The 20,149-nt window shown below is 62.0% G+C and carries 20 protein-coding genes; 17 read left to right on the forward strand and 3 right to left on the reverse strand.

Annotated elements, in window-relative coordinates; genetic code table 11:
- Positions 1-10: 10 nt before the first annotated feature.
- The 14 genes from nuoG to Q4G14_RS08215 all read left to right on the forward strand — a co-directional run bounded on the left by nuoG (position 11) and on the right by Q4G14_RS08215 (position 15,092).
- A complete protein-coding gene (nuoG, locus tag Q4G14_RS08150) occupies positions 11-2,032 on the forward strand; it encodes an NADH-quinone oxidoreductase subunit NuoG (RefSeq protein ID WP_303361278.1) in 2,022 nt (673 codons plus the stop codon).
- A 2-nt stretch (positions 2,033-2,034) separates the two neighbouring features.
- Complete coding sequence (locus Q4G14_RS08155; protein ID WP_303361239.1) at positions 2,035-2,811, forward strand: hypothetical protein; 777 nt, start codon at positions 2,035-2,037, stop codon at positions 2,809-2,811.
- A gap of 18 nt (positions 2,812-2,829) precedes the next feature.
- Positions 2,830-3,861 carry an NADH-quinone oxidoreductase subunit NuoH gene (gene nuoH / locus Q4G14_RS08160; RefSeq protein ID WP_303361240.1) on the forward strand — a complete coding sequence of 344 codons (1,032 nt, stop codon included), beginning with the start codon at positions 2,830-2,832 and terminating at the stop codon, positions 3,859-3,861.
- Between the two features lie 3 nt (positions 3,862-3,864).
- Positions 3,865-4,356 (forward strand): NADH-quinone oxidoreductase subunit NuoI, encoded by a 492-nt coding sequence (nuoI, locus tag Q4G14_RS08165; RefSeq protein ID WP_303361241.1) that lies wholly within the window; start codon positions 3,865-3,867, stop codon positions 4,354-4,356.
- The gene (locus Q4G14_RS08170; RefSeq protein ID WP_303361242.1) at positions 4,353-4,766 is read left to right on the forward strand and encodes a carboxymuconolactone decarboxylase family protein; all 414 of its coding nucleotides are present in this window, start codon (positions 4,353-4,355) and stop codon (positions 4,764-4,766) included. Before nuoI ends, Q4G14_RS08170 begins: the two co-directional genes overlap by 4 nt.
- Complete coding sequence (locus Q4G14_RS08175) at positions 4,763-5,365, forward strand: NADH-quinone oxidoreductase subunit J (RefSeq protein ID WP_303361243.1); 603 nt, start codon at positions 4,763-4,765, stop codon at positions 5,363-5,365. Before Q4G14_RS08170 ends, Q4G14_RS08175 begins: the two co-directional genes overlap by 4 nt.
- A 183-nt stretch (positions 5,366-5,548) precedes the next feature.
- Positions 5,549-5,854 carry an NADH-quinone oxidoreductase subunit NuoK gene (gene nuoK / locus Q4G14_RS08180; RefSeq protein WP_303361244.1) on the forward strand — a complete coding sequence of 102 codons (306 nt, stop codon included), beginning with the start codon at positions 5,549-5,551 and terminating at the stop codon, positions 5,852-5,854.
- A gap of 4 nt (positions 5,855-5,858) precedes the next feature.
- Positions 5,859-7,982: an NADH-quinone oxidoreductase subunit L gene (gene nuoL / locus Q4G14_RS08185; RefSeq protein ID WP_303361245.1), complete on the forward strand. Its 2,124-nt coding sequence runs from the start codon at positions 5,859-5,861 to the stop codon at positions 7,980-7,982.
- Position 7,983: 1 nt separating this feature from the next.
- The gene (locus Q4G14_RS08190; RefSeq protein WP_303361246.1) at positions 7,984-9,543 is read left to right on the forward strand and encodes an NADH-quinone oxidoreductase subunit M; all 1,560 of its coding nucleotides are present in this window, start codon (positions 7,984-7,986) and stop codon (positions 9,541-9,543) included.
- A gap of 10 nt (positions 9,544-9,553) precedes the next feature.
- On the forward strand, positions 9,554-11,068 hold the full coding sequence (gene nuoN / locus Q4G14_RS08195; protein ID WP_303361247.1) for an NADH-quinone oxidoreductase subunit NuoN: 1,515 nt from the start codon (positions 9,554-9,556) through the stop codon (positions 11,066-11,068).
- A gap of 2 nt (positions 11,069-11,070) precedes the next feature.
- Entirely contained in the window at positions 11,071-11,844 is a 774-nt protein-coding gene (locus tag Q4G14_RS08200; protein ID WP_303361279.1) for a biotin--[acetyl-CoA-carboxylase] ligase, read from the forward strand.
- 3 nt (positions 11,845-11,847) lie between these two features.
- Positions 11,848-12,627 (forward strand): type III pantothenate kinase, encoded by a 780-nt coding sequence (locus tag Q4G14_RS08205; protein ID WP_303361248.1) that lies wholly within the window; start codon positions 11,848-11,850, stop codon positions 12,625-12,627.
- Positions 12,620-14,296, forward strand: a complete 1,677-nt coding sequence (locus Q4G14_RS08210) for a ribonuclease J (RefSeq protein WP_303361249.1) — start codon at positions 12,620-12,622, stop codon at positions 14,294-14,296. The genes Q4G14_RS08205 and Q4G14_RS08210 overlap by 8 nt, the downstream gene beginning before the upstream one ends.
- Before the next feature lie 82 nt (positions 14,297-14,378).
- Positions 14,379-15,092, forward strand: coding sequence for a tRNA (guanosine(46)-N(7))-methyltransferase TrmB (locus Q4G14_RS08215; RefSeq protein WP_303361250.1), 714 nt, complete (start codon positions 14,379-14,381; stop codon positions 15,090-15,092).
- A gap of 65 nt (positions 15,093-15,157) precedes the next feature.
- On the opposite strand, the gene Q4G14_RS08220 is transcribed toward Q4G14_RS08215, so the two are convergent.
- From Q4G14_RS08220 to Q4G14_RS08230, 3 genes are all read right to left on the reverse strand, one after another.
- Positions 15,158-15,835 carry an NAD-dependent deacylase gene (locus Q4G14_RS08220; RefSeq protein WP_303361251.1) on the reverse strand — a complete coding sequence of 226 codons (678 nt, stop codon included), beginning with the start codon at positions 15,833-15,835 and terminating at the stop codon, positions 15,158-15,160.
- A 5-nt stretch (positions 15,836-15,840) separates the two neighbouring features.
- On the reverse strand, positions 15,841-16,146 hold the full coding sequence (locus tag Q4G14_RS08225; protein WP_303361252.1) for a hypothetical protein: 306 nt from the start codon (positions 16,144-16,146) through the stop codon (positions 15,841-15,843).
- 172 nt (positions 16,147-16,318) lie between these two features.
- Positions 16,319-16,504, reverse strand: a complete 186-nt coding sequence (locus Q4G14_RS08230) for a heavy-metal-associated domain-containing protein (protein ID WP_303361253.1) — start codon at positions 16,502-16,504, stop codon at positions 16,319-16,321.
- 90 nt (positions 16,505-16,594) lie between these two features.
- Between Q4G14_RS08230 and Q4G14_RS08235 the strand changes: the two genes are divergently transcribed.
- The 3 genes from Q4G14_RS08235 to Q4G14_RS08245 are packed head-to-tail and all read left to right on the forward strand — an operon-like array spanning position 16,595 to position 20,142.
- Positions 16,595-17,467, forward strand: a complete 873-nt coding sequence (locus Q4G14_RS08235) for a DMT family transporter (protein WP_303361254.1) — start codon at positions 16,595-16,597, stop codon at positions 17,465-17,467.
- Positions 17,468-17,509: 42 nt separating this feature from the next.
- On the forward strand, positions 17,510-19,309 hold the full coding sequence (lepA, locus tag Q4G14_RS08240) for a translation elongation factor 4 (protein ID WP_303361255.1): 1,800 nt from the start codon (positions 17,510-17,512) through the stop codon (positions 19,307-19,309).
- Positions 19,306-20,142 (forward strand): hypothetical protein, encoded by an 837-nt coding sequence (locus Q4G14_RS08245; RefSeq protein WP_303361256.1) that lies wholly within the window; start codon positions 19,306-19,308, stop codon positions 20,140-20,142. Before lepA ends, Q4G14_RS08245 begins: the two co-directional genes overlap by 4 nt.
- The last annotated feature ends 7 nt before the right edge of the window (positions 20,143-20,149 follow it).

The following is a 20,149-nucleotide window of genomic DNA, read 5'->3' on the forward strand; positions in this document are numbered from 1 at the left end:
GGATGGAATGATGGCGGACCTGCGGAAACTCATCATCGACGGCAAGGAAATCGAGGTCGATCCGAACCTGACGCTGATTCAGGCGTGCGAACAGGCCGGGGTCGAGGTTCCGCGTTTCTGCTATCACGAGCGGCTGTCCATTGCCGGCAACTGCCGCATGTGTCTGGTCGAGGTGGTGGGCGGCCCGCCCAAGCCCGCCGCAAGCTGCGCCATGCAGGTCAAGGACTTGCGCCCCGGACCCGAGGGGCAGCCGTCGGAAATCCGCACCAACAGCCCGATGGTGAAAAAGGCCCGCGAGGGCGTGATGGAATTCCTGCTGATTAACCACCCGCTGGACTGCCCGATCTGCGATCAGGGCGGCGAGTGTGACTTGCAGGATCAGGCCATGGCCTATGGCATTGATTTCAGCCGCTATCGCGAACCCAAGCGCGCGTCCGAGGATCTGAACCTTGGCCCGCTGGTCGAAACGCATATGACGCGCTGCATTTCCTGCACCCGCTGCGTGCGCTTTACCACCGAGGTCGCGGGCATCACCCAGATGGGCCAGACCGGCCGGGGCGAGGACAGCGAGATCACCAGCTATCTGAACATGACGCTGGATTCGAACATGCAGGGCAATATCATCGACCTGTGCCCGGTCGGTGCGCTGGTGTCGAAACCCTATGCCTTTACCGCCCGCCCGTGGGAGCTGACCAAGACCGAATCTATCGACGTGATGGACGCGCTTGGCTCGAACATCCGCGTCGATACCAAGGGGCGCGAGGTGATGCGGATCATGCCGCGCAACCACGACGGCGTGAACGAGGAATGGATTTCCGACAAGACCCGCTTTGTCTGGGACGGGCTGCGGCGTCAGCGTCTGGACCAGCCCTATATCCGCGAAAACGGCCGTCTGCGCGCCGCGACATGGCCCGAGGCCTTGTCGGCGGCGGCTGCGGCGATGAAAGGGAAAAAGGTTGCCGGTCTGATCGGCGATCTGGCCTCGGTCGAGGCGGCCTTCAGTCTGAAAACGCTGGTCGAGGGGCTGGGTGGCAAGGTCGAGTGCCGCACCGATGGCGCGCGTCTGCCTGCGGGGAACCGTTCGGCCTATGTCGGCACGGCGACGATTGCCGACATTGACGATGCGCAGATGATCCAGTTGATCGGCACCAACCCCCGGATCGAGGCGCCGGTGCTGAATGCCCGCATCCGCAAGGCGTGGGCCAGGGGTGCCCAGGTCGGGCTGCTGGGCGAGGCGGTCGATCTGACCTATGACTATGCCCATACCGGCACTGATCGTGCGGCGCTGGAAAGCCTGTCGGGCCGCGAGATTTCGCAGGAAACCAAGGATAAACCGTCCATCGTGATCGTCGGTCAGGGTGCCATCCGCGAAGCCGATGGTGAGGCTGTGCTGGCCCATGCGATGCGTCTGGCCGAGAACAGCAACTCCAAACTGCTGGTGCTGCACACCGCCGCTGCCCGTGTCGGGGCGATGGATGTGGGTGCCGTGACCGAGGGCGGGATGGACGCCGCCATCGACGGGGCCGAGGTGATCTTTAACCTTGGCGCGGACGAGGTGGACATCGACGCGGGTGCCTTTGTGATCTATCAGGGCAGCCACGGCGACCGGGGTGCGCATCGCGCCGACATCATCCTGCCCGCCGCCTGCTATACCGAAGAAAACGGGCTGTTCGTCAACACCGAAGGGCGTCCGCAACTGGCGATGCGGGCGAATTTCCCGCCCGGTCAGGCCAAGGAAAACTGGGCGATCCTGCGCGCGCTGTCTGCCGAACTGGACGCGACCCTGCCGTGGGACAGCCTTGCCGCGCTGCGCCGCGCGCTGATCGAGGCCGTGCCGCATCTGGCGCAGGTGGATCAGGTGGCGGAAAACGACTGGCAGCCGCTGACCCGCTTTGATCTGGGGCGGGCCGGGTTCCGCTATGCGATCAAGGATTTCTACCTGACCAACGCGATTGCGCGCTGTTCTCCGCTGATGGGCGAATTGTCGGCCATGGCTGCGGCGCGTCACATCCCTTCTATGGCGGCAGAGTAACCATGATGCGTCAGACCCTGTTCCCTGTTGTGTCGCTGCTGGCCGCAAGTGTGATGCTTGCCGGTTGCGGTTCGGATGCGGGCGATAGTCTGGCGACGCGCCCGGCCACCAAGCCCGAGGTGCTGACCGCGCAGGTGGTCAACCCGAATGCGGGCAAGGGGCAGGGGCCTTTGACCCGCGCGCAGGTTTCAACCAAATCGGGCGAGATTCTGATTTTGGAACCCGATGGCTCGGTCACGACGATGCGGCTTGATTCGCCGGGCGGGCGCGATGCCTTTGCGGTGACGCAGGCCGATCTGGCGGCGGTCAGCCGCACGGGGGCCGGGGCAGGCGCTGCCGCCCCCGCCGTGATGCGCGCCAGCCGCCGTGGCCCGACCGCGCAGCAGGTGGCGCTGGACGAATTCGCACAGCGGACGCGGCCGGCTCTGCCCGAATGGCGCGCCGGGACCGAGATTGATCCCTCGGTTTTTCTGGGCAGCACGATTTCCGGTCTGTCGCCCGAAAGCCGTGGCGATCTGGTCGAAGTCACGGTAAACCTGCGTCAGGGGGTGGACGCCGATATTGCGTTTTCGTATGCCACCTGCGCATTGGCCGGATGGGCGAAATCGAACGGCGCCGCCTATGCGCGCCACATTCGCACGTTACAACAACAGCGTGACGGCAAGCTGCTGGTCGGGGCGGCCTTTACGTTGTCGAAGACGCGGCCCATGGGCCTGCGGGTGATGGAAACCAACGAGACTCTGCGCGAATGCAGGGCACGCGGAATTCCCGCGGCATAAGGAAAGGGACGGGCGATCATGGCAGGATTCTGGTCATCGCCGCTTGGCTTCGGGATCATCATGCTGGCCCAAGGGCTGGGTGTGATCGCCTTTGTCATGATCTCGCTGATCTTTCTGGTCTATGGCGACCGGAAAATCTGGGCTGCGGTTCAGATGCGGCGCGGCCCGAACGTGGTCGGCCCGTGGGGCTTGCTGCAAACCTTTGCCGATGCGCTGAAATATGTGCTGAAGGAAATCGTCGTGCCCGCCGGGTCCGACAAGTTCGTGTTCTTCCTTGCGCCGTTCCTGTCGATGATGCTGGCGCTGCTGGCCTGGGTCGCGATTCCCTTTGCGCCGGGCTGGGTGATGGCCGACATCAATGTGGGCGTGCTGTTCATCTTTGCCGTCTCTTCGCTTGAGGTATACGGCGTCATCATGGGCGGCTGGGCCTCGAACTCGAAATATCCGTTCCTTGCCTCGCTGCGGTCGGCGGCGCAGATGGTGTCTTACGAGGTGTCGATGGGGCTGATTATCATCGGCATCATCATCTCGACCGGCTCGATGAACCTCAGCGCCATTGTCGAGGCGCAGCGCGGGCTGGGGCTGCTGTCGTGGTATTGGCTGCCGCATCTGCCGATGCTGGTGCTGTTCTTTGTGTCCGCGCTGGCCGAAACCAACCGCCCGCCCTTCGATCTGCCCGAGGCGGAATCGGAACTGGTCGCGGGTCACATGGTCGAATATTCCTCGACGCCTTACCTCTTGTTCATGGCGGGCGAATATATCGCCATCTGGCTGATGTGCGCGCTGATCTCGCTGCTGTTCTTTGGCGGCTGGCTGTCGCCGATTCCGGGCCTGCCGGATGGCGCGATCTGGATGTTCCTCAAGATGGTGTTCTGGTTCTGGATGTTCGCCATGGTGAAGGCCATCGTGCCGCGCTATCGCTATGACCAGTTGATGCGGATCGGGTGGAAGGTGTTCCTGCCGCTGTCGCTGGGTTGGGTGGTCGTGGTGGCCTTCCTTGCGAAATTCCAGGTGTTCGGGGCGTTCTGGGCCCGTTGGGCGGGGGTGTAAAAGATGGCATTCGATCTGGCCAAGGCGACCAAATACTTTCTGATGGTCGATTTCATCAAAGGTTTCGGCATCGGCGTCCGCTATTTCTTTGCGCCCAAGGCGACGCTGAACTATCCCCACGAAAAGGGGCATCTGTCGCCGCGTTTCCGGGGTGAACACGCGCTGCGCCGTTACCCCAACGGCGAAGAACGCTGCATCGCCTGCAAGCTGTGCGAGGCGATCTGCCCCGCGCAGGCGATCACCATCGACGCCGAACCGCGCGCCGATGGCTCGCGCCGCACGACGCGCTATGACATCGACATGACCAAGTGCATCTATTGCGGCTTTTGTCAGGAAGCCTGCCCGGTGGATGCCATCGTCGAAGGCCCGAATTTCGAATACGCGACGGAAACCCGCGAAGAACTGTTCTACGACAAGGCCAAGCTGCTGGATAACGGCGCCCGCTGGGAAGCCGAGATTGCCCGTAACATCGCTTTGGATGCGCCCTACCGATGACCGACGCTTTTCAAAAGCTGTTCTCGCAGATGCTCCAGTCGGGGCAAGAGATGGCGCGCGTCTTTAATCCGGCGCTGGAAAAATTCGACGCCACCGCGTTTGAAAAGCTGATCCCGACGATGCCGGCGGATATGCTGGAACTGTGGTTCGGCAAGACCTTCAACCGCGACGGGCTGGATGCGCGGACGCGGTTTCTGGTGACGATTGCGGCGCTGACGGTGCAGGGTGCCCTGGCCGAGCCGCAGTTGCGCCTGTCGATCCGCCATGCGCGCGAGGCGGGGGCGACGCCGCGCGAAATCGCGGAAGTGATTTATCAGATGGGCATGTTCGGGGGGCTTCCCGCCATGCAGAAGGCGCTGTCTCTGGCGCAGGACGTGTTCGCCGAGGAACAAGAGGACGACCAGCCATGATGACCTTCGCATTCTACCTGTTCGCGATCTGCGTTTGCGTATCAGGCTTCATGGTGGTGATGGCCCGCAACCCGGTCCATTCGGTGCTGTGGCTGATCCTGGCCTTTTGCGCCGCATCGGGGCTGTTCGTGCTGCAAGGCGCAGAGTTCGTGGCGATGCTGCTGATTATCGTCTATGTCGGCGCGGTCGCCGTGCTGTTCCTGTTCGTCGTGATGATGCTGGACGTGGATTTTGCCCAGCTCAAGGGCGAATTTGCGCGCTATCTGCCGCTGGCGCTGCTGATTTCGCTGGTGATGCTGGCGCAACTGGGCATCGTCTATGGCAGTTGGCAAAGCGCCGAAATCGCCCCCGCGCAGCGTGTGGCCCCCATCATGTCTGAAATCCACAACACGCGCGGGATCGGCCTTATCATGTATGACCGCTATCTGCTGCCGTTCCAGATTTCCGGGATGATCCTGCTGGTGGCGATGATCGGGGCGATCACGCTGACCATGCGGCACCGCAAGGACATCAAGCGTCAGGATGTGCTGAAACAGATGTATGCAGACCCCGCGACGCGGATGGAGCTGAAAGACGTCAAGCCGGGGCAGGGGCTGTAAGGATGAGCAGAACAGTTATCGTTGTGGTCGTCGTTGTCGTGGTCCTCTTGGTCTTTGGACGCGGAATTTTCGGCTGAACGGCATCTGCAAGCTGTTCTATCCGAACGGCGTGAACTAAACACCCATCCGGCGGGGATGCGCCGGGACCGAGAGAACCGGCAACAGCCCGGAGGGACAGAAACGATGATCGGATTGACGCATTATCTGGTGGTGGGGGCGATTTTGTTCGTCACCGGCATCTTTGGCATTTTCGTGAACCGCAAAAACGTCATCGTCATTCTGATGTCGATCGAACTGATGTTGCTGGCGGTGAACATAAACTTTGTCGCGTTTTCGACGCATCTGGGCGATCTGGCGGGGCAGGTGTTCACCATGTTCATCCTGACCGTCGCCGCGGCCGAGGCGGCGATCGGCCTTGCGATCCTTGTCGTGTTCTTCCGCAACCGTGGCTCGATTGCGGTGGAAGATGTCAACGTGATGAAGGGGTAAGGCCATGACGACGATCATTCTCTTTGCCCCTCTGCTTGGGGCGATCATCGCCGGGTTCGGCTGGCGCCTGATCGGCGAACAGGCCGCGCAATATCTGACCACCGGCATTCTGTTCCTGTGCGCCGCGCTGTCGTGGATCGTGTTCCTGACCTTTGACGGCGTGACGCAGCATATCCCGGTGCTGGACTGGATCGTGACCGGCGATTTCGCGGCGGAATGGGCGATCCGGCTGGACCGCCTGACCGCGATCATGCTGATCGTCGTGACCTCGGTTTCTGCTTTGGTTCACATGTATTCAATGGGTTACATGGCCCATGACGATAACTGGGACCATCACGAACACTATAAGGCCCGGTTCTTTGCCTATCTGTCCTTCTTTACCTTCACCATGCTGATGCTGGTGACGGCGGACAACCTGCTGCAAATGTTCTTTGGCTGGGAAGGCGTGGGCGTCGCCTCTTATCTGCTGATCGGGTTCTATTACCGCAAACCTTCGGCCAACGCCGCCGCGATGAAGGCGTTCGTGGTGAACCGGGTCGGTGACTTTGGCTTTCTGCTGGGGATTTTCGGCATCTACTGGATGACCGGCTCGATCCAGTTCGACGCGATCTTTGCGCAGGTGCCGGAAATCGCTGCCAGCCAGTTCCACTTCCTGTGGCGCGACTGGCCGGCCGCCGATCTGCTGGCGCTGCTGCTGTTCATCGGGGCGATGGGGAAATCGGCGCAGCTTTTGCTGCACACCTGGTTGCCCGACGCGATGGAAGGCCCGACCCCGGTTTCGGCGCTGATCCACGCCGCGACCATGGTGACGGCAGGGGTGTTCCTTGTCTGCCGCATGTCGCCGCTGTTTGAATTCGCGCCTGATGCCAAGATGTTCGTGGTCATCATCGGTGCCACCACCGCATTCTTTGCCGCGACCGTGGGTCTGGTGCAGAACGACATCAAACGTGTGATCGCCTATTCGACCTGTTCGCAGCTGGGCTATATGTTCGTGGCGGCGGGTGTCGGGGTTTACTCGGTGGCGATGTTCCACCTGTTCACCCATGCCTTTTTCAAGGCGATGCTGTTCCTTGGCGCGGGCTCGGTGATCCATGCGATGCACCATGAACAGGATCTGCGCAACTATGGCGGCCTGCGGAAAAAGATCCCGCTGACCTTCTGGGCGATGCTGATCGGCACGCTGGCGATTACCGGCGTTGGTATTCCGCTGACCCATATCGGCTTTGCCGGCTATCTGTCCAAGGACGCCGTGATCGAAAGCGCCTATGCCTCGGGCGTAGGTTATGCCTTCTGGATGCTGGTGATTGCGGCGCTGATGACCAGCTTTTATTCGTGGCGGCTGATGTTCATGACCTTCTGGGGCAAGCCGCGCGGCGACCATCATGCGCATGACCACGCCCATGAAAGCCCGGCGGTGATGACCATTCCGCTGGCGGTTCTGGCGGTTGGCGCGATCTTTGCCGGGATGGTCTGGTATGGCAGCTTCTTCGGGTCGGAAGACCGGGTGCGCGGTTACTTTGGCCTGCCCGTCGCCGAAAGCCATCAGGCCGATGCGGGTCACGAGGCCCCGCTGGACGGTGCCGTGGCCGAGGCACCCCATGCCGAGCCGCAGGGCGAGGCGCTGCACGCCGCCGCCGGTGCCGCCAGCGACCCGTCCGAGGTCAGCGTGGTGGCGATGACACCGGGCGCGATTTACATGCACCCAGACAACCATGTTCTGCATGACGCCCATTATGTGCCCACCTGGGTCAAGCTGTCGCCCTTTGTGGCGATGCTGACCGGCCTGTTCCTGGCGTGGATTTTTTATATCCGCGCGCCGGATACGCCCGCGCGCCTTGCCGCCGCACAGCCGCATTTGTATCGCTTCCTGCTGAACAAATGGTATTTCGACGAGCTGTATGACCTGATCTTCGTCCGCCCCGCAAAGTGGCTGGGCCGGTTCCTGTGGCAGCAGGGCGACGGGCGCACGATTGACGGGGCGATCAACGGCCTTGCCATGGGCGTCATCCCGCGCCTGACCCGTTTCGCCGGCCGTGTTCAATCCGGCTATCTGTTCCACTATGCCTTTGCGATGGTCCTTGGAATTGTGGCCTTGCTGATCTGGGTGATGCTGCGGAGCGCGCACTGATATGACGAGCCTTCTTTCCATCATCACCTTTCTGCCCATCGTTGCTGCGGGTATTCTGGCGCTGTTCTTGCGCGGCGATGATGCCGCCGCACAGCGCAACGCCAAGTGGCTGGCGCTGATCGCGACCAGCGCCACCTTCCTGATCTCGCTGTTCGTGCTGTTCGGGTTTGACCGTTCGAACACCGGCTTTCAGTTTGTGGAAGACCGCGAATGGATCATGGGGCTGCGCTATAAGCTGGGCGTGGACGGCATCTCGGTTCTGTTCGTGATGCTGACCACCTTCCTGATGCCGCTGACGATCCTGTCCACCTGGGATGTCAGCAAGCGCGTCAAGGAATACATGATCGCCTTCCTGCTGCTGGAAGGTCTGATGATCGGCGTGTTCGTGGCGCTGGATCTGGTGCTGTTCTATCTGTTCTTCGAGGCAGGGCTGATCCCGATGTTCCTGATTATCGGGATCTGGGGCGGTCAGAACCGGATCTATGCGGCGTTCAAGTTCTTTCTCTATACCTTCCTAGGCTCGGTGCTGATGCTGGTGGCGATGGTGTCGATGTATCGCATGTCGGGCACCACCGATATTGTCGCGCTGCTTGATCCGGCGCGCACGGCCTTTCCGTCGGAAACCATGCGCATTCTGGGCATCAGCGTGATCGGCGGGGTGCAGACGCTGCTGTTCCTGGCGTTCTTTGCCAGCTTTGCCGTCAAGATGCCGATGTGGCCGGTTCACACCTGGCTGCCCGATGCGCACGTTCAGGCGCCGACCGCCGGTTCGGTGGTGCTGGCCGCCGTGCTGCTGAAGATGGGCGGCTATGGCTTTCTGCGCTTTAGCCTGCCGATGTTCCCGGTCGCCAGCGACATGTTCCAGCCGGTGGTGTTCTGGATGTCGGCGATTGCCATCGTCTATACCTCGCTGGTGGCGCTGGCGCAGTCCGACATGAAAAAGCTGATCGCCTATTCCTCGGTCGCCCATATGGGCTATGTGACGATGGGGATTTTCACCGCCAATCAGGTCGGTGTCGATGGCGCGATCTTTCAGATGCTGTCGCACGGCTTTATCTCGGGCGCGCTGTTCCTGTGCGTCGGCGTGATCTATGACCGGATGCACACGCGGGAAATCGACGCTTATGGCGGGCTGGTGAACCGGATGCCGGTCTATGCGCTGGTGTTCATGTTCTTCACCATGGCCAACGTCGGCCTGCCCGGCACCTCGGGCTTTGTGGGCGAGTTCCTGACCCTGCTGGGCGTCTTCCGTGAAAACACCTGGGTCGGCCTTGTTGCGACTTCGGGCGTCATCCTGTCGGCGGCCTATGCGCTGTGGCTGTATCGCCGCGTGACGCTGGGGGCGCTGGTCAAGGAAAGCCTCAAGACCATTGCCGACATGACCAGCCGCGAAAAGTGGATCTTTGCGCCGCTGATCGCCATGACCCTGATCCTTGGCGTCTATCCGCGCCTTGTGACCGACATCACCGGCCCTGCGGTTGCGAACCTGCTGGCCAATTACCACGCATCCATTCCGGCCGAGCCGGTGGCCGAGGCCGCCGCTGCGGCGACCGGGCATTAAGGGGGCCGACATGACCGCGCTGGATTTCTCAATCGTCCTGCCCGAGTTTCTGCTGGCCGTCTATGCGATGGCCGCGCTGCTGGCGGGGGCTTATCTGGGCAAGGACGCCATCGCGCGCCCGATCCTGTGGACAACGGTGGCGGTGCTGCTGGTGGTGGCGCTGCTGATCGGCTTTGGCGGGCGGGCGGACCAGACCGCATTCTTTGGCATGTTCATCGACGATGCCTTTGCGCGTTTTGCCAAGGTCGTCGTGCTGATCTCGGCCGCTGCCGTTCTGGCGATGAGCGCCGAATATATGCTGCGCCGCAATCTGCTGCGGTTCGAGTTTCCGATCCTGATCGTGCTGGCCGCGCTTGGCATGTGCCTGATGGTTTCGTCGAATGACCTGCTGACGCTGTATATGGGCCTCGAATTGCAGTCGCTGTCGCTTTATGTGGTGGCCGCGATGCGCCGCGACAGCGCCCGTTCGTCCGAGGCGGGGCTGAAGTATTTCGTTCTGGGCGCGCTGTCTTCGGGTCTGCTGCTGTATGGGATGTCGCTGGTTTATGGCTTTGCCGGAACCACGAGTTTTGCCGGCGTGATGGCGGCGGTATCGGGCGGCGAGCATCTGTCGGTCGGGCTGCTGTTCGGTCTGGTGTTCCTGCTGGTCGGCCTTGCCTTCAAGGTGTCGGCGGTGCCCTTCCATATGTGGACGCCGGACGTTTACGAAGGTTCGCCGACCCCGGTGACAGCCTTCTTTGCCACCGCGCCCAAGGTGGCGGCGATGGCGCTGATCGCGCGGGTGATGTTCGGTGCCTTTGGTCAGGCCACGGCTGACTGGTCGCAGATCATCGCGGCGCTTGCGGCCATGTCCATGTTCCTTGGCGCGATTGCCGGGATCGGGCAGCGCGACATCAAGCGGCTGATGGCCTATTCATCCATCGCGCATATGGGCTTTGCGCTGGTCGGTCTGGCGGCGGGCACGGCCTATGGTGTGCAGGCGATGCTGCTGTATATGACCATCTATGCGGTGATGAACGTCGGTGCCTTTGCCTTTATCCTGTCGCTGGAACGTGACGGCCGCCCGGTGACAGATCTGGCCAGCCTGAACAGCTTTGCCAGTGCCGAGCCGATGAAGGCGTGGGCGGTGCTGTTCCTGATGTTCAGCCTTGCCGGTGTGCCGCCCTTCCTGGGCTTTTTCGCCAAGCTGGGCGTGCTGTCGGCGGCGGTTGATGCGGGGATGACATGGCTGGCGATTGCTGGCGTGGTCGCTTCGGTGATTGGTGCGTTTTATTACCTGCGCATCGTTTACTACATGTTCTTCGGCGCCGAGGCCGAGGGGGTTCACAGCCGCATGGGCGTGGTTCAGACCGTGGCGCTGCTGGTTCCGGCTGCGGTGCTGCTGATCGGTGCGGCGACGATGTTCGGCGTGGATCGCGCGGCGGCAACCGCTGCGGATACGCTGGTCGGGGCTGCGGCGATTGCGCCTGTGGATGCGCCTGTCGCGGGGCAGGGTGCTGCTGTCACCCCCGGCGGCGACGGGTGAGCCTGCCCGCCGATACCCGGACGGATTGGCCTGATGGCGTTGCGCGGCATATTCTGTCGCGCTGCGATTCCACCAATGCCGAGGCGCTGCGGCTGGCCCCCGGCCTGTCTGGCGCGGCGTGGATCATGGCGCGCGAACAGACAGCGGGCCGTGGGCGGCGCGGGCGCGGCTGGTCGATGCAGACCGGTAACTTTGCCGCCACCCTGCTGATGCGTCCGACCGGCGGGCCTGCGGATGCCGCCCAGCTGTCGTTTGTCGCCGCACTGGCCTTGCATGATGCGTTGCGTGACGCGGCTGGCCCTGCCGCGCGGTTGTCGATCAAATGGCCCAACGATCTGCTGCTGAACGGCGGCAAGGTGGCGGGCATCCTGCTGGAAAGCGGTGGCAGCGGCGCGCGGCTGGATGCGCTGGCCATCGGCATCGGCGTGAACCTGATCGCGGCCCCCCCTGCGGATGCGCTGGAACCCGGTGCCATGCCCGCCGTCAGCATCGCCGGGGAAACCGGCCTGACCATCGCGCCCGAGGATTTTCTGGACCTGCTGGCCCCCGCCTTTGATCGCTGGCTGCGGCAGATGACTGCCTATGGCTTTGCGCCGATCCGCACCGCATGGCTGGCGCGCGCCGCGCATCTGGGCGGCACCGTCACCGCCCGGACCGGCAAGGCCGAAATCACCGGCACCTTTGAAACCATCGACGACAGCGGCGCGCTGATCCTGAAGACCTCGCAGGGGCGTCAGGCGATCCCGGCGGCCGATATTTACTTTAGCGAAAGCTGATCCATGCTGCTGTGCATTGATACTGGCAATACCAACAGCGTGTTTTCCCTTTGGGATGGCGAGCAATTCGTCTCGCATTGGCGGATCAGCACCGATCCCCGGCGCACGGCGGACGAATATTTCGTCTGGCTGCAAACCATGATTTCGCTGACGCATTTTGATCTGGACATTGATTCCTGCATCATCAGCTCGACCGTGCCGCGCGTGGTGTTCAACCTGCGTGTGCTGTGCAACCGCTACTTCAACACGCGCCCGCTGGTGGTCGGCAAGCCCGACTGCCTGCTGCCCATGGCCCCGCGGGTCGAGCCGGGGTCGGCGGTCGGTCCCGACCGGATCGTGAACACCTGGGCGGCCCATGTGCGCCACGGCGGCGATCTGGTGGTGGTCGATTTCGGCACCGCCACCACCTTTGACGTGGCCGACACCGACGGGGCCTATATCGGCGGGGTGATCGCGCCGGGGGTGAACCTGTCGCTTGAGGCGCTGCACATGGGCGCGGCCTCGTTGCCGCATGTCGATGTGACCATGCCGCCGCAGGTGATCGGGCGAAATACCGTGGCCTGTATTCAGTCTGGTATCTTTTGGGGTTATATCGGTCTGGTGCAGGGCATCGTGCAGAAAATCCGCCAAGAGCGGGCCAGACCGATGAAGGTGATCGCAACCGGCGGGCTGGCCCCGCTGTTCGATCAGGGCTTCGATTTGTTCGACGCGATCGAGGACGATCTGACAGTCCACGGTCTGCGGCTGATTTATGACCACAACAGGGAGGCGGGAAATGTCTGATCGTCTGATCTATCTGCCGCTGGGCGGCGCGGGCGAGATTGGGATGAACGCCTATATCTACGGCTATGGCCCGGCCGGGAAAGAGCGGCTGATCCTTGTCGATCTGGGCGTCACCTTTGGCGACATGGACAGTGCGCCGGGGATCGACCTGATTATGGCCGACCTGCGCTGGCTGGAAGAAAACAAGCATCGGCTTGAGGCGATTTTCATCACCCACGGCCATGAAGATCACGTCGGCGCCCTTGGCCTGTTGTGGAACAAGCTGAAAAAGCCGGTCTATTGCCGCCCCTTCACCGGCGCGCTGGCCCGCATGAAGCTGGAAGAGGCGGGCATCGCCCCCGATGCGGTTCAGATCACCGGCCCCCGGCCCGAAGTGGTGCAGGCTGGCCCGTTCACTGTGCAGTTCGTCCCGATCAGCCACTCGATCCCTGAAAGCGCGGCACTGCTGATCGACACGCCTGCGGGTAGAATCATGCACTCGGGCGATTTCAAGCTGGACGGCACCCCGGTGGTGGGCGAAGCCTTTGACCCGATCATGTGGCATCAGATCGCGGGCGAAGGACAGGGCATCAAGGTTCTGGCCTGCGATTCGACCAACGTCTTCAGCCCGCAGCCGGGCCGCTCCGAGGCGATCCTGGCCAACCCGCTGCTGGATTTCGTCATGGCGCAGCCGAATATGGTCGTCGCCACCACCTTTGCCAGCAATATCGCCCGCCTGAAAACACTGGCCGAAGCCGGGATCGCATCGGGGCGTCAGGTCTGCCTGCTGGGGCGCGCGATGCGCAAGATGGTGCAAACGGCGCTGGATACCGGCATCCTGACCGATTTCCCCGATACCATCGGCCCCGAACAGGCATCCGAACTGCCGCGCAACAAGGTGCTGCTGATCGTCACTGGCAGTCAGGGCGAACGCCGGGCAGCCTCGGCACAACTGTCGCGCGGGCGCTATCTGGGGCTGCAACTGAAAGAGGGCGACAGCTTCCTGTTCAGCTCGCGCACGATTCCGGGCAACGAACGCGGTGTGATCCGTATCATGAACGCTCTGTCGGAACTGGGTGTCGATGTGTTCGATGCCGATGACGGCACCTTCCACGTCTCGGGCCATGCCAACCGCCCGGATCTACAGGCGGTGCACGATCTGATAAAGCCCGACATCCTGATTCCGATGCACGGCGAACATATGCACCTGCGCGAACATGCGAAAATGGCGCGCGCCAAGGGCATTGCCTCGGAAATCGCGGTGAACGGCACCATGCTGGACCTGACCGGCCCGACCCCGAAAATCGTCGATCAGGTGGAAACCGGGCGGCTGTATCTGGATGGCACGATGCTGATCGGCGCGATGGATGGCATCGTGCGCGACCGTATCCGCATGGCACTGAACGGCCACGCGCTGGTCTCGGTGATCGTGGATGAGGATGACAATGTTCTGCCCGATGCCTGGGTCGAACTGATGGGCCTGCCCGACATCACCCGCAACGGCCAGCCACTGGCCCGCCATATCGAAACCGAACTGGCCGAGGTTCTGGAACGGGCCGACGCCCGCATGGTGCACGATGACGCAAAAATGGACGAAGCGATCCGCCGCGCCACCCGCCAGATCGCCATGGAAGAAATCGGCAAAAAACCCGAAGTCACCGTAATCATCAGCCGCCTGATGGCCGACTGACCCGTCTTTCGTTTCCAAATATCCTCTGGGGGTCCGGGGGGTGAAGCGCCCCCGGCCTTTGGGCACAACCTTGCAACAGATCATGACCGACGAACCCGAAACCTTTGATCCCAACCCGCCGCGCCGTAATTTCTATGGCCGCCGCCACGGCAAGACTCTGCGGCAAAGCCAAAAGGGCTATCTGGCAGAGGATCTGGGCGATCTGCGCCCGCGGGGCATCACCGTGGCGGACAATCCTGACCGCGAACCGATCGACCCGGCCGGGATCTTTGGCGATGACCGTCCCGTCTGGCTGGAGGTTGGCTTTGGCGGTGGCGAACATCTGGTTCATATGGCCGCGCGCTATCCGCAGGTGGGCATCATCGGGTGCGAGCCGTTTATCAACGGCGTAGCTATGCTGCTGGGCAAGATCCGCGCGGCGGGTGTCACCAACCTCAGCGTTCATCCCGGCGATGCGCGTGACCTGATGGATGTGCTGCCCGATGCGGTGCTGGACCGGGCGTTTCTGTTATATCCCGATCCATGGCCCAAGGCGCGCCATCACCGCCGGCGCTTTGTCACGCCGGAACATCTGATCCCGCTGGCGCGCATCATGCGCCCCGGCGCTGTTTTCCGCATCGCCAGCGACATCCCCGATTACATGCGCCAATCCCGCGAACAGGTGCCGCCCGCCGGGTTTGAACTGATAGCCGATACCGATCAGCCATGGGATGACTGGCTGTCCACGCGCTATGAGCAAAAGGCCCTGCGCGAAGGTCGTGTGCCGCATTACCTGACATTCCGGCGTCAGGGTTAGGGCATCAGCACGCGGGGGCCAGCCCCCGCACCCCCGGGATATTTGCAAACGAAAGACAGAGCGGGTTAGCCGAGTGAGGCGACCCATTCCGGCACGGTCTGGCTGGCCGGGCCGATGATGCGTTGGGCAAAGTCGCGTCCGTTGGCGCTGTCGGCGAGGTTCAGTTCCACGCAGCGCACACCCGCGCGGGCGGCGTGTTGGGCGAAGCCTGCGGCGGGATAGACCTGACCCGAGGTGCCGATGGCGGCGAAAAGGTCGGCCTCGTCCAGTGCGTCCCAGATTTCGCGCATATGTTTGGGGATTTCGCCGAACCAGACGATGTCGGGGCGTGTGGTCTGCGAACCGCAGTGGGGGCAGTGATCGCTGGTGTGCATGACTGCCGGGGCCTGCCAATCCCAGCGGCAGACGGTGCAGGTTGCACGGTCCAGAGCGCCGTGCATATGGATGACGTGGCGGTTGCCTGCGCGTTCGTGCAGGTCGTCCACGTTCTGCGTGACAAGGGTCAGTTCGTGGTTCTGCGCCAGTTGCGCCAAGGCGAAATGTGCGGCATTCGGCTGGGCTTGCGTGGCTTTGGCCCGGCGCTGGTTGTAGAATTCATGGACCAGTTCGGGGTCACGCTCGAACGCTTCGGGGGTGGCCACGTCTTCGACCCGGTGGCCTTCCCAAAGTCCGTCAGGGCCGCGAAAGGTGGCCAGCCCGCTTTCCGCCGAGATACCCGCGCCGGTCAGAACCACGATGCGCATGGCGGTCAGCGGCGGCAGTACATTTCGGCGGAGGACGCAAACGAGCGATAGCGCGCCCAGAAGGCATTGTCGGCGTCGCGTTTCGACATCCGCACCTCTTGCGCCTTGTGCGGTTCGCGGAAGAATTGCGCGGCGCGGCGCTGATCGGCGCGCGACAGGGTTTGATTGGCGACCTGCTGGATGCAGCCACACAGCGGTGCGTTCCCGCGCGCGCGGTCAGAGCGGACGCAGGCGCTGTCGATCGGTCCGGCCATGGCCAGCGGGGTGGTCAGCACGACGGCGGCGGCCGCGATGATAAAGCGGTTGAGCATGATTCTGTCTCCTCGGGTTCCGGCCTTGGTGATCGGGCGGTGGCCCCGCCTCTGATTTGTCAGCTTATCCACAAGATATAGCCAAAATTCCAGGCCGGGTCCAATAAGGGAAAGTTTGGCGCGGATAGGGGGGCTGGCCCCCGTGTGGCCTATATCTTGTGCCCTGTCCGGGTCAGATCGGTTCGGGCGTATAGCCGGCGTCGCGAATCACTGCCTGGGCGGTCTGGCTGTCCAGCCGCTGCACATCGACGGTTTTCATGTCCAGGTCGATGACGGCATCGCCGCCTGCCGCCGTCACGGCCTTTTCGATGGCAGCCTTGCAATGGCCGCAGGTCATATCCTCGACTTTGAACAGCATTCTGTTTTTCCCCGATTGACGCCCGTCATGCGCCGGGCCAAACCTCGGGAATGAGCTTCGCCCGCCGCCCTTTGCCTCGTCAACCCCGCCATGCATAATCTGCGGGCTGCCCTGTCGATGATCGGTGCGATGGCGCTGTTCGCGGTTGAGGATATGTTCCTTAAGCTGCTGGCCGAGCGGCTGTCGGTGGGGCAGGTTCTGGTGATGACGGGCACGCTGGCGACGGCGGTGTTCTGGGCGCTGATCGCGGCGCAGGGCGGGCGGTTGTGGACGCGCGAACTGCTGCACCCCATGGTGATGCTGCGCAATCTGGGCGAGGGGCTGGCTTGCGTTCTGTTTCTGTCGGCGCTGGTGCTGGGGGATCTGGCGACGGCCAGCGCCATTCTTCAGGCGCTGCCGCTGATGCTGACCTTGGGCGCGGTGGTGTTCTTGCGCGAGCGGGTAGGCTGGCGGCGGTGGCTGTCGATTCTGGTCGGCATGATCGGCGTGCTGATCGTCGTGCGGCCGGGAACCGAGGCGTTTCAGCCGGCATCCGCGCTGGCCGTCGGGGGCGTGCTGATGCTGACCATGCGCGATCTGGCAACGCGGAGGGTGCCGCCGGGGATCTCGTCCAAGGCACTGACGGCTTCGGCTTTTGCGTCGCTGGTGCCGTCCGGGCTGGTCTGGGTCGCGCTGCAACCGGGGCCGGTGCTGACACCTGATCTGACCGAAACCCTGCAATTGCTGTGCGCGGTGGCCTTTGGCCTGTGCGCCTATATGCTGATGGTTGCAGCCATGCGCCTGGGGGAAATCGCGGTGATCGCGCCGTTCCGCTATACCCGGCTGCTGTTCGCGCTGATCCTAGCGGTTTTGGTGTTCGGCGAACGGCCCGACGCCGCCACTCTGACGGGCGCGGCGATCATCGCGCTGGCGGGCATGGCTGCCATGTGGCGCGAGGCGCGGCTGGCGCGACGAGGACGGTAAATCCCCCTTTTCGCACCCCGCGCGCCCTTGTATAGCCGGGCCATGACCGACCTTGATCTCATCCGCAATTTTTCCATCGTGGCCCATATCGACCACGGCAAATCCACCTTGGCCGACCGGCTGATCCAGATGACGGGGACTGTCGCCGAACGCGACATGAAGGCCCAGTTGCTGGACAGCATGGATATTGAACGCGAACGCGGCATCACCATCAAGGCGAACACCGTGCGTATCGAATATCCGGCGAAGGATGGGCGCACCTATGTGCTGAACCTGATCGACACCCCCGGCCACGTCGATTTCGCCTATGAGGTCAGCCGCTCGATGCGCGCCGTCGAAGGCAGCCTGCTGGTGGTGGACGCGACGCAAGGGGTCGAGGCGCAGACGCTGGCCAACGTCTATCAGGCGATTGATGCTGACCACGACATCGTGCCGGTGCTGAACAAGATCGACCTGCCCGCAGCCGAACCTGACCGCGTGAAGGCCCAGATCGAGGATGTGATCGGCATCGATGCTTCCGACGCGATTCCGATTTCCGCCAAGACCGGCCTTGGTATCCCCGACGTGTTGGAGGCCATTGTCACGCGTCTGCCCGCGCCAAAGGGCGACCGCGATGCGCCGCTGAAAGCGATGCTGGTTGATTCGTGGTATGACCCCTATCTGGGCGTCGTCGTGATGATTCGTGTCATGGACGGGGTGATCCGCAAGGGCGACCGCATCAAGATGATGCAGACCGGCGCGATTTACGGCATCGACAAGCTGGCGGTTTTGCGCCCGCAGATGCAGGATATTGCGGAACTGGGGCCGGGGGAAATCGGCGTTCTGACGGCATCCATCAAACAGGTGCGCGATACCCGCGTTGGCGATACCATCACGCATGAACGCAAGGGCACCGATACGCCGCTGCCCGGTTTTAAACCCGCGCAGCCGGTGGTATTCTGCGGTTTGTTCCCCGTCGATGCCAATGATTTCGAGGCGCTGCGCGACGCCATCGAGAAACTGGCGCTGAACGATGCCAGTTTCAGCTATGAGATGGAAACTTCGGCGGCGCTTGGCTTTGGTTTCCGTTGCGGTTTCCTTGGGCTTTTGCATCTTGAGGTAATCCGCGACCGGCTGGAGCGGGAATACGACCTTGATCTGATTACCACCGCGCCGTCAGTTGTTTTCAAGCTGCATATGAAAGACGGCGAGGTGCGCGATCTTCATAACCCTGCCGATATGCCCGACCTGACCTATGTCGATCATATCGAGGAACCGCGCATCAAGGCTACGATCATGGTGCCAGATGAATATCTGGGCGATGTTCTGAAACTGTGTCAGGACCGGCGCGGTATTCAGATGGACCTGACCTATGCCGGTTCCCGTGCGATGGTGGTTTATGACCTGCCGCTGGCCGAGGTTGTTTTTGATTTCTATGATCGCCTGAAATCCGTGACCAAGGGCTATGCGTCGTTCGATTACCAGATCAGCGAATATCGCGAAGATTTCTTGGTGAAAATGTCCATCCTTGTGAACGACGAACCCGTTGATGCGCTGGCCATCATGGTTCACCGCGACCGCGCCGAAACGCGCGGCCGAGTGATGGTGGAAAAGCTGAAAGACCTGATCCCCCGGCATATGTTCAAAATCCCGATTCAGGCCGCAATTGGCGGACGGGTTATCGCCCGCGAAACCCTGTCTGCCATGCGCAAGGACGTGACCGCGAAATGCTATGGCGGCGACGCGACCCGCAAGAAAAAGCTGCTGGAAAAGCAGAAGGCGGGGAAAAAGAAGATGCGCCAGTTCGGTAAGGTCGAAATCCCGCAGACGGCGTTTATTCAGGCGTTGAAGATGGATAATTGAGCGAGGGCTATGACGATGGCCCGCCTTTGATGAACATTGCCTGGCTCTCTCGTGTGGTTCAGCCGTTTGGCTGGGCGCGCGTTTTGCTGGCAGTGTTCTTGGCCGTTACGCTGCATGTGTTTGCGGTGATGCAAGGGCTGGCATCTTCAACCAAGATATTGGTCGGTGGCCAATTCGGATTGGCCTTGGCAGTTCAATTGTCATTCGCCTTGGCTGGTGCGGGGGCGATAAGCGTCTTATCCAGATTCCCGATTGTCTTAGTGTTCTCACTTATATCCGGTTTTCGGAACCGTCCCACGGCAGCGCATTGGATGATGCTTGTAAATGGTCTTGCCAGCCTGATTTATATCCTGACCGCCGTCGGTCTCTATATGGGGCTTTCGTCTGTCAGCGGTCTGTTTGGCTTTATCTGGCAGGGGATTGGTCTTTCGCTGATGATTGCCCTGCCTGTTCTTGGGTTGTTGTGGGTTGCGGTGCGCTTCGTTCCTGCTGTCGGAAAATTGCAGAGGACACCCGAAAAGGTGATAGATCAACCTGAATTGACAACAGCACTGTTGGCTTTGGTGATTGTTACGGTTGCAATGATGTCGGGTTCGGCGCGGGCAACCTTTATGCTGGATCATAATCCAGTTGTAGAGGTCTTCGCTGCGGATGCGCCGGCCCAGCCCATGCGGCTGATCTTGTCGTCAGGCGATTGGGTTCTTTTTGTAGACAGTCAATGCCGCCCCATCTATTATTCTCTGGCGGTGATAAATAAAATCGAGCATCGCCCAAAGGCTCAGGACAGCTTTCCGTATTGTTCAGATGCTGACAAAAGCGCAGCTCAAAGCTGACCGCGAC

Origin of the sequence: Paracoccus sp. (in: a-proteobacteria) (assembly GCF_030538755.1) — a bacterium.
In the GTDB taxonomy this organism is placed as follows: domain Bacteria; phylum Pseudomonadota; class Alphaproteobacteria; order Rhodobacterales; family Rhodobacteraceae; genus Paracoccus.

What these genes read in the sequence shown, in the direction of transcription:
- Q4G14_RS08210 (WP_303361249.1), top strand. Translation starts at nt 12,620, where the DNA reads ATGTCTGATCGTCTGATCTATCTGCCGCTGGGCGGCGCGGGCGAGATT.
- lepA (WP_303361255.1), top strand. Translation starts at nt 17,510, where the DNA reads ATGACCGACCTTGATCTCATCCGCAATTTTTCCATCGTGGCCCATATC.
- nuoK (WP_303361244.1), top strand. Translation starts at nt 5,549, where the DNA reads ATGATCGGATTGACGCATTATCTGGTGGTGGGGGCGATTTTGTTCGTC.
- Q4G14_RS08215 (WP_303361250.1), top strand. Translation starts at nt 14,379, where the DNA reads ATGACCGACGAACCCGAAACCTTTGATCCCAACCCGCCGCGCCGTAAT.
- Q4G14_RS08175 (WP_303361243.1), top strand. Translation starts at nt 4,763, where the DNA reads ATGATGACCTTCGCATTCTACCTGTTCGCGATCTGCGTTTGCGTATCA.
- Q4G14_RS08230 (WP_303361253.1), bottom strand. Translation starts at nt 16,504, where the DNA reads ATGCTGTTCAAAGTCGAGGATATGACCTGCGGCCATTGCAAGGCTGCC.
- Q4G14_RS08225 (WP_303361252.1), bottom strand. Translation starts at nt 16,146, where the DNA reads ATGCTCAACCGCTTTATCATCGCGGCCGCCGCCGTCGTGCTGACCACC.
- nuoH (WP_303361240.1), top strand. Translation starts at nt 2,830, where the DNA reads ATGGCAGGATTCTGGTCATCGCCGCTTGGCTTCGGGATCATCATGCTG.
- Q4G14_RS08190 (WP_303361246.1), top strand. Translation starts at nt 7,984, where the DNA reads ATGACGAGCCTTCTTTCCATCATCACCTTTCTGCCCATCGTTGCTGCG.
- Q4G14_RS08220 (WP_303361251.1), bottom strand. Translation starts at nt 15,835, where the DNA reads ATGCGCATCGTGGTTCTGACCGGCGCGGGTATCTCGGCGGAAAGCGGG.
- Q4G14_RS08155 (WP_303361239.1), top strand. Translation starts at nt 2,035, where the DNA reads ATGATGCGTCAGACCCTGTTCCCTGTTGTGTCGCTGCTGGCCGCAAGT.
- nuoN (WP_303361247.1), top strand. Translation starts at nt 9,554, where the DNA reads ATGACCGCGCTGGATTTCTCAATCGTCCTGCCCGAGTTTCTGCTGGCC.
- nuoG (WP_303361278.1), top strand. Translation starts at nt 11, where the DNA reads ATGGCGGACCTGCGGAAACTCATCATCGACGGCAAGGAAATCGAGGTC.
- nuoL (WP_303361245.1), top strand. Translation starts at nt 5,859, where the DNA reads ATGACGACGATCATTCTCTTTGCCCCTCTGCTTGGGGCGATCATCGCC.
- nuoI (WP_303361241.1), top strand. Translation starts at nt 3,865, where the DNA reads ATGGCATTCGATCTGGCCAAGGCGACCAAATACTTTCTGATGGTCGAT.
- Q4G14_RS08170 (WP_303361242.1), top strand. Translation starts at nt 4,353, where the DNA reads ATGACCGACGCTTTTCAAAAGCTGTTCTCGCAGATGCTCCAGTCGGGG.
- Q4G14_RS08235 (WP_303361254.1), top strand. Translation starts at nt 16,595, where the DNA reads ATGCATAATCTGCGGGCTGCCCTGTCGATGATCGGTGCGATGGCGCTG.
- Q4G14_RS08205 (WP_303361248.1), top strand. Translation starts at nt 11,848, where the DNA reads ATGCTGCTGTGCATTGATACTGGCAATACCAACAGCGTGTTTTCCCTT.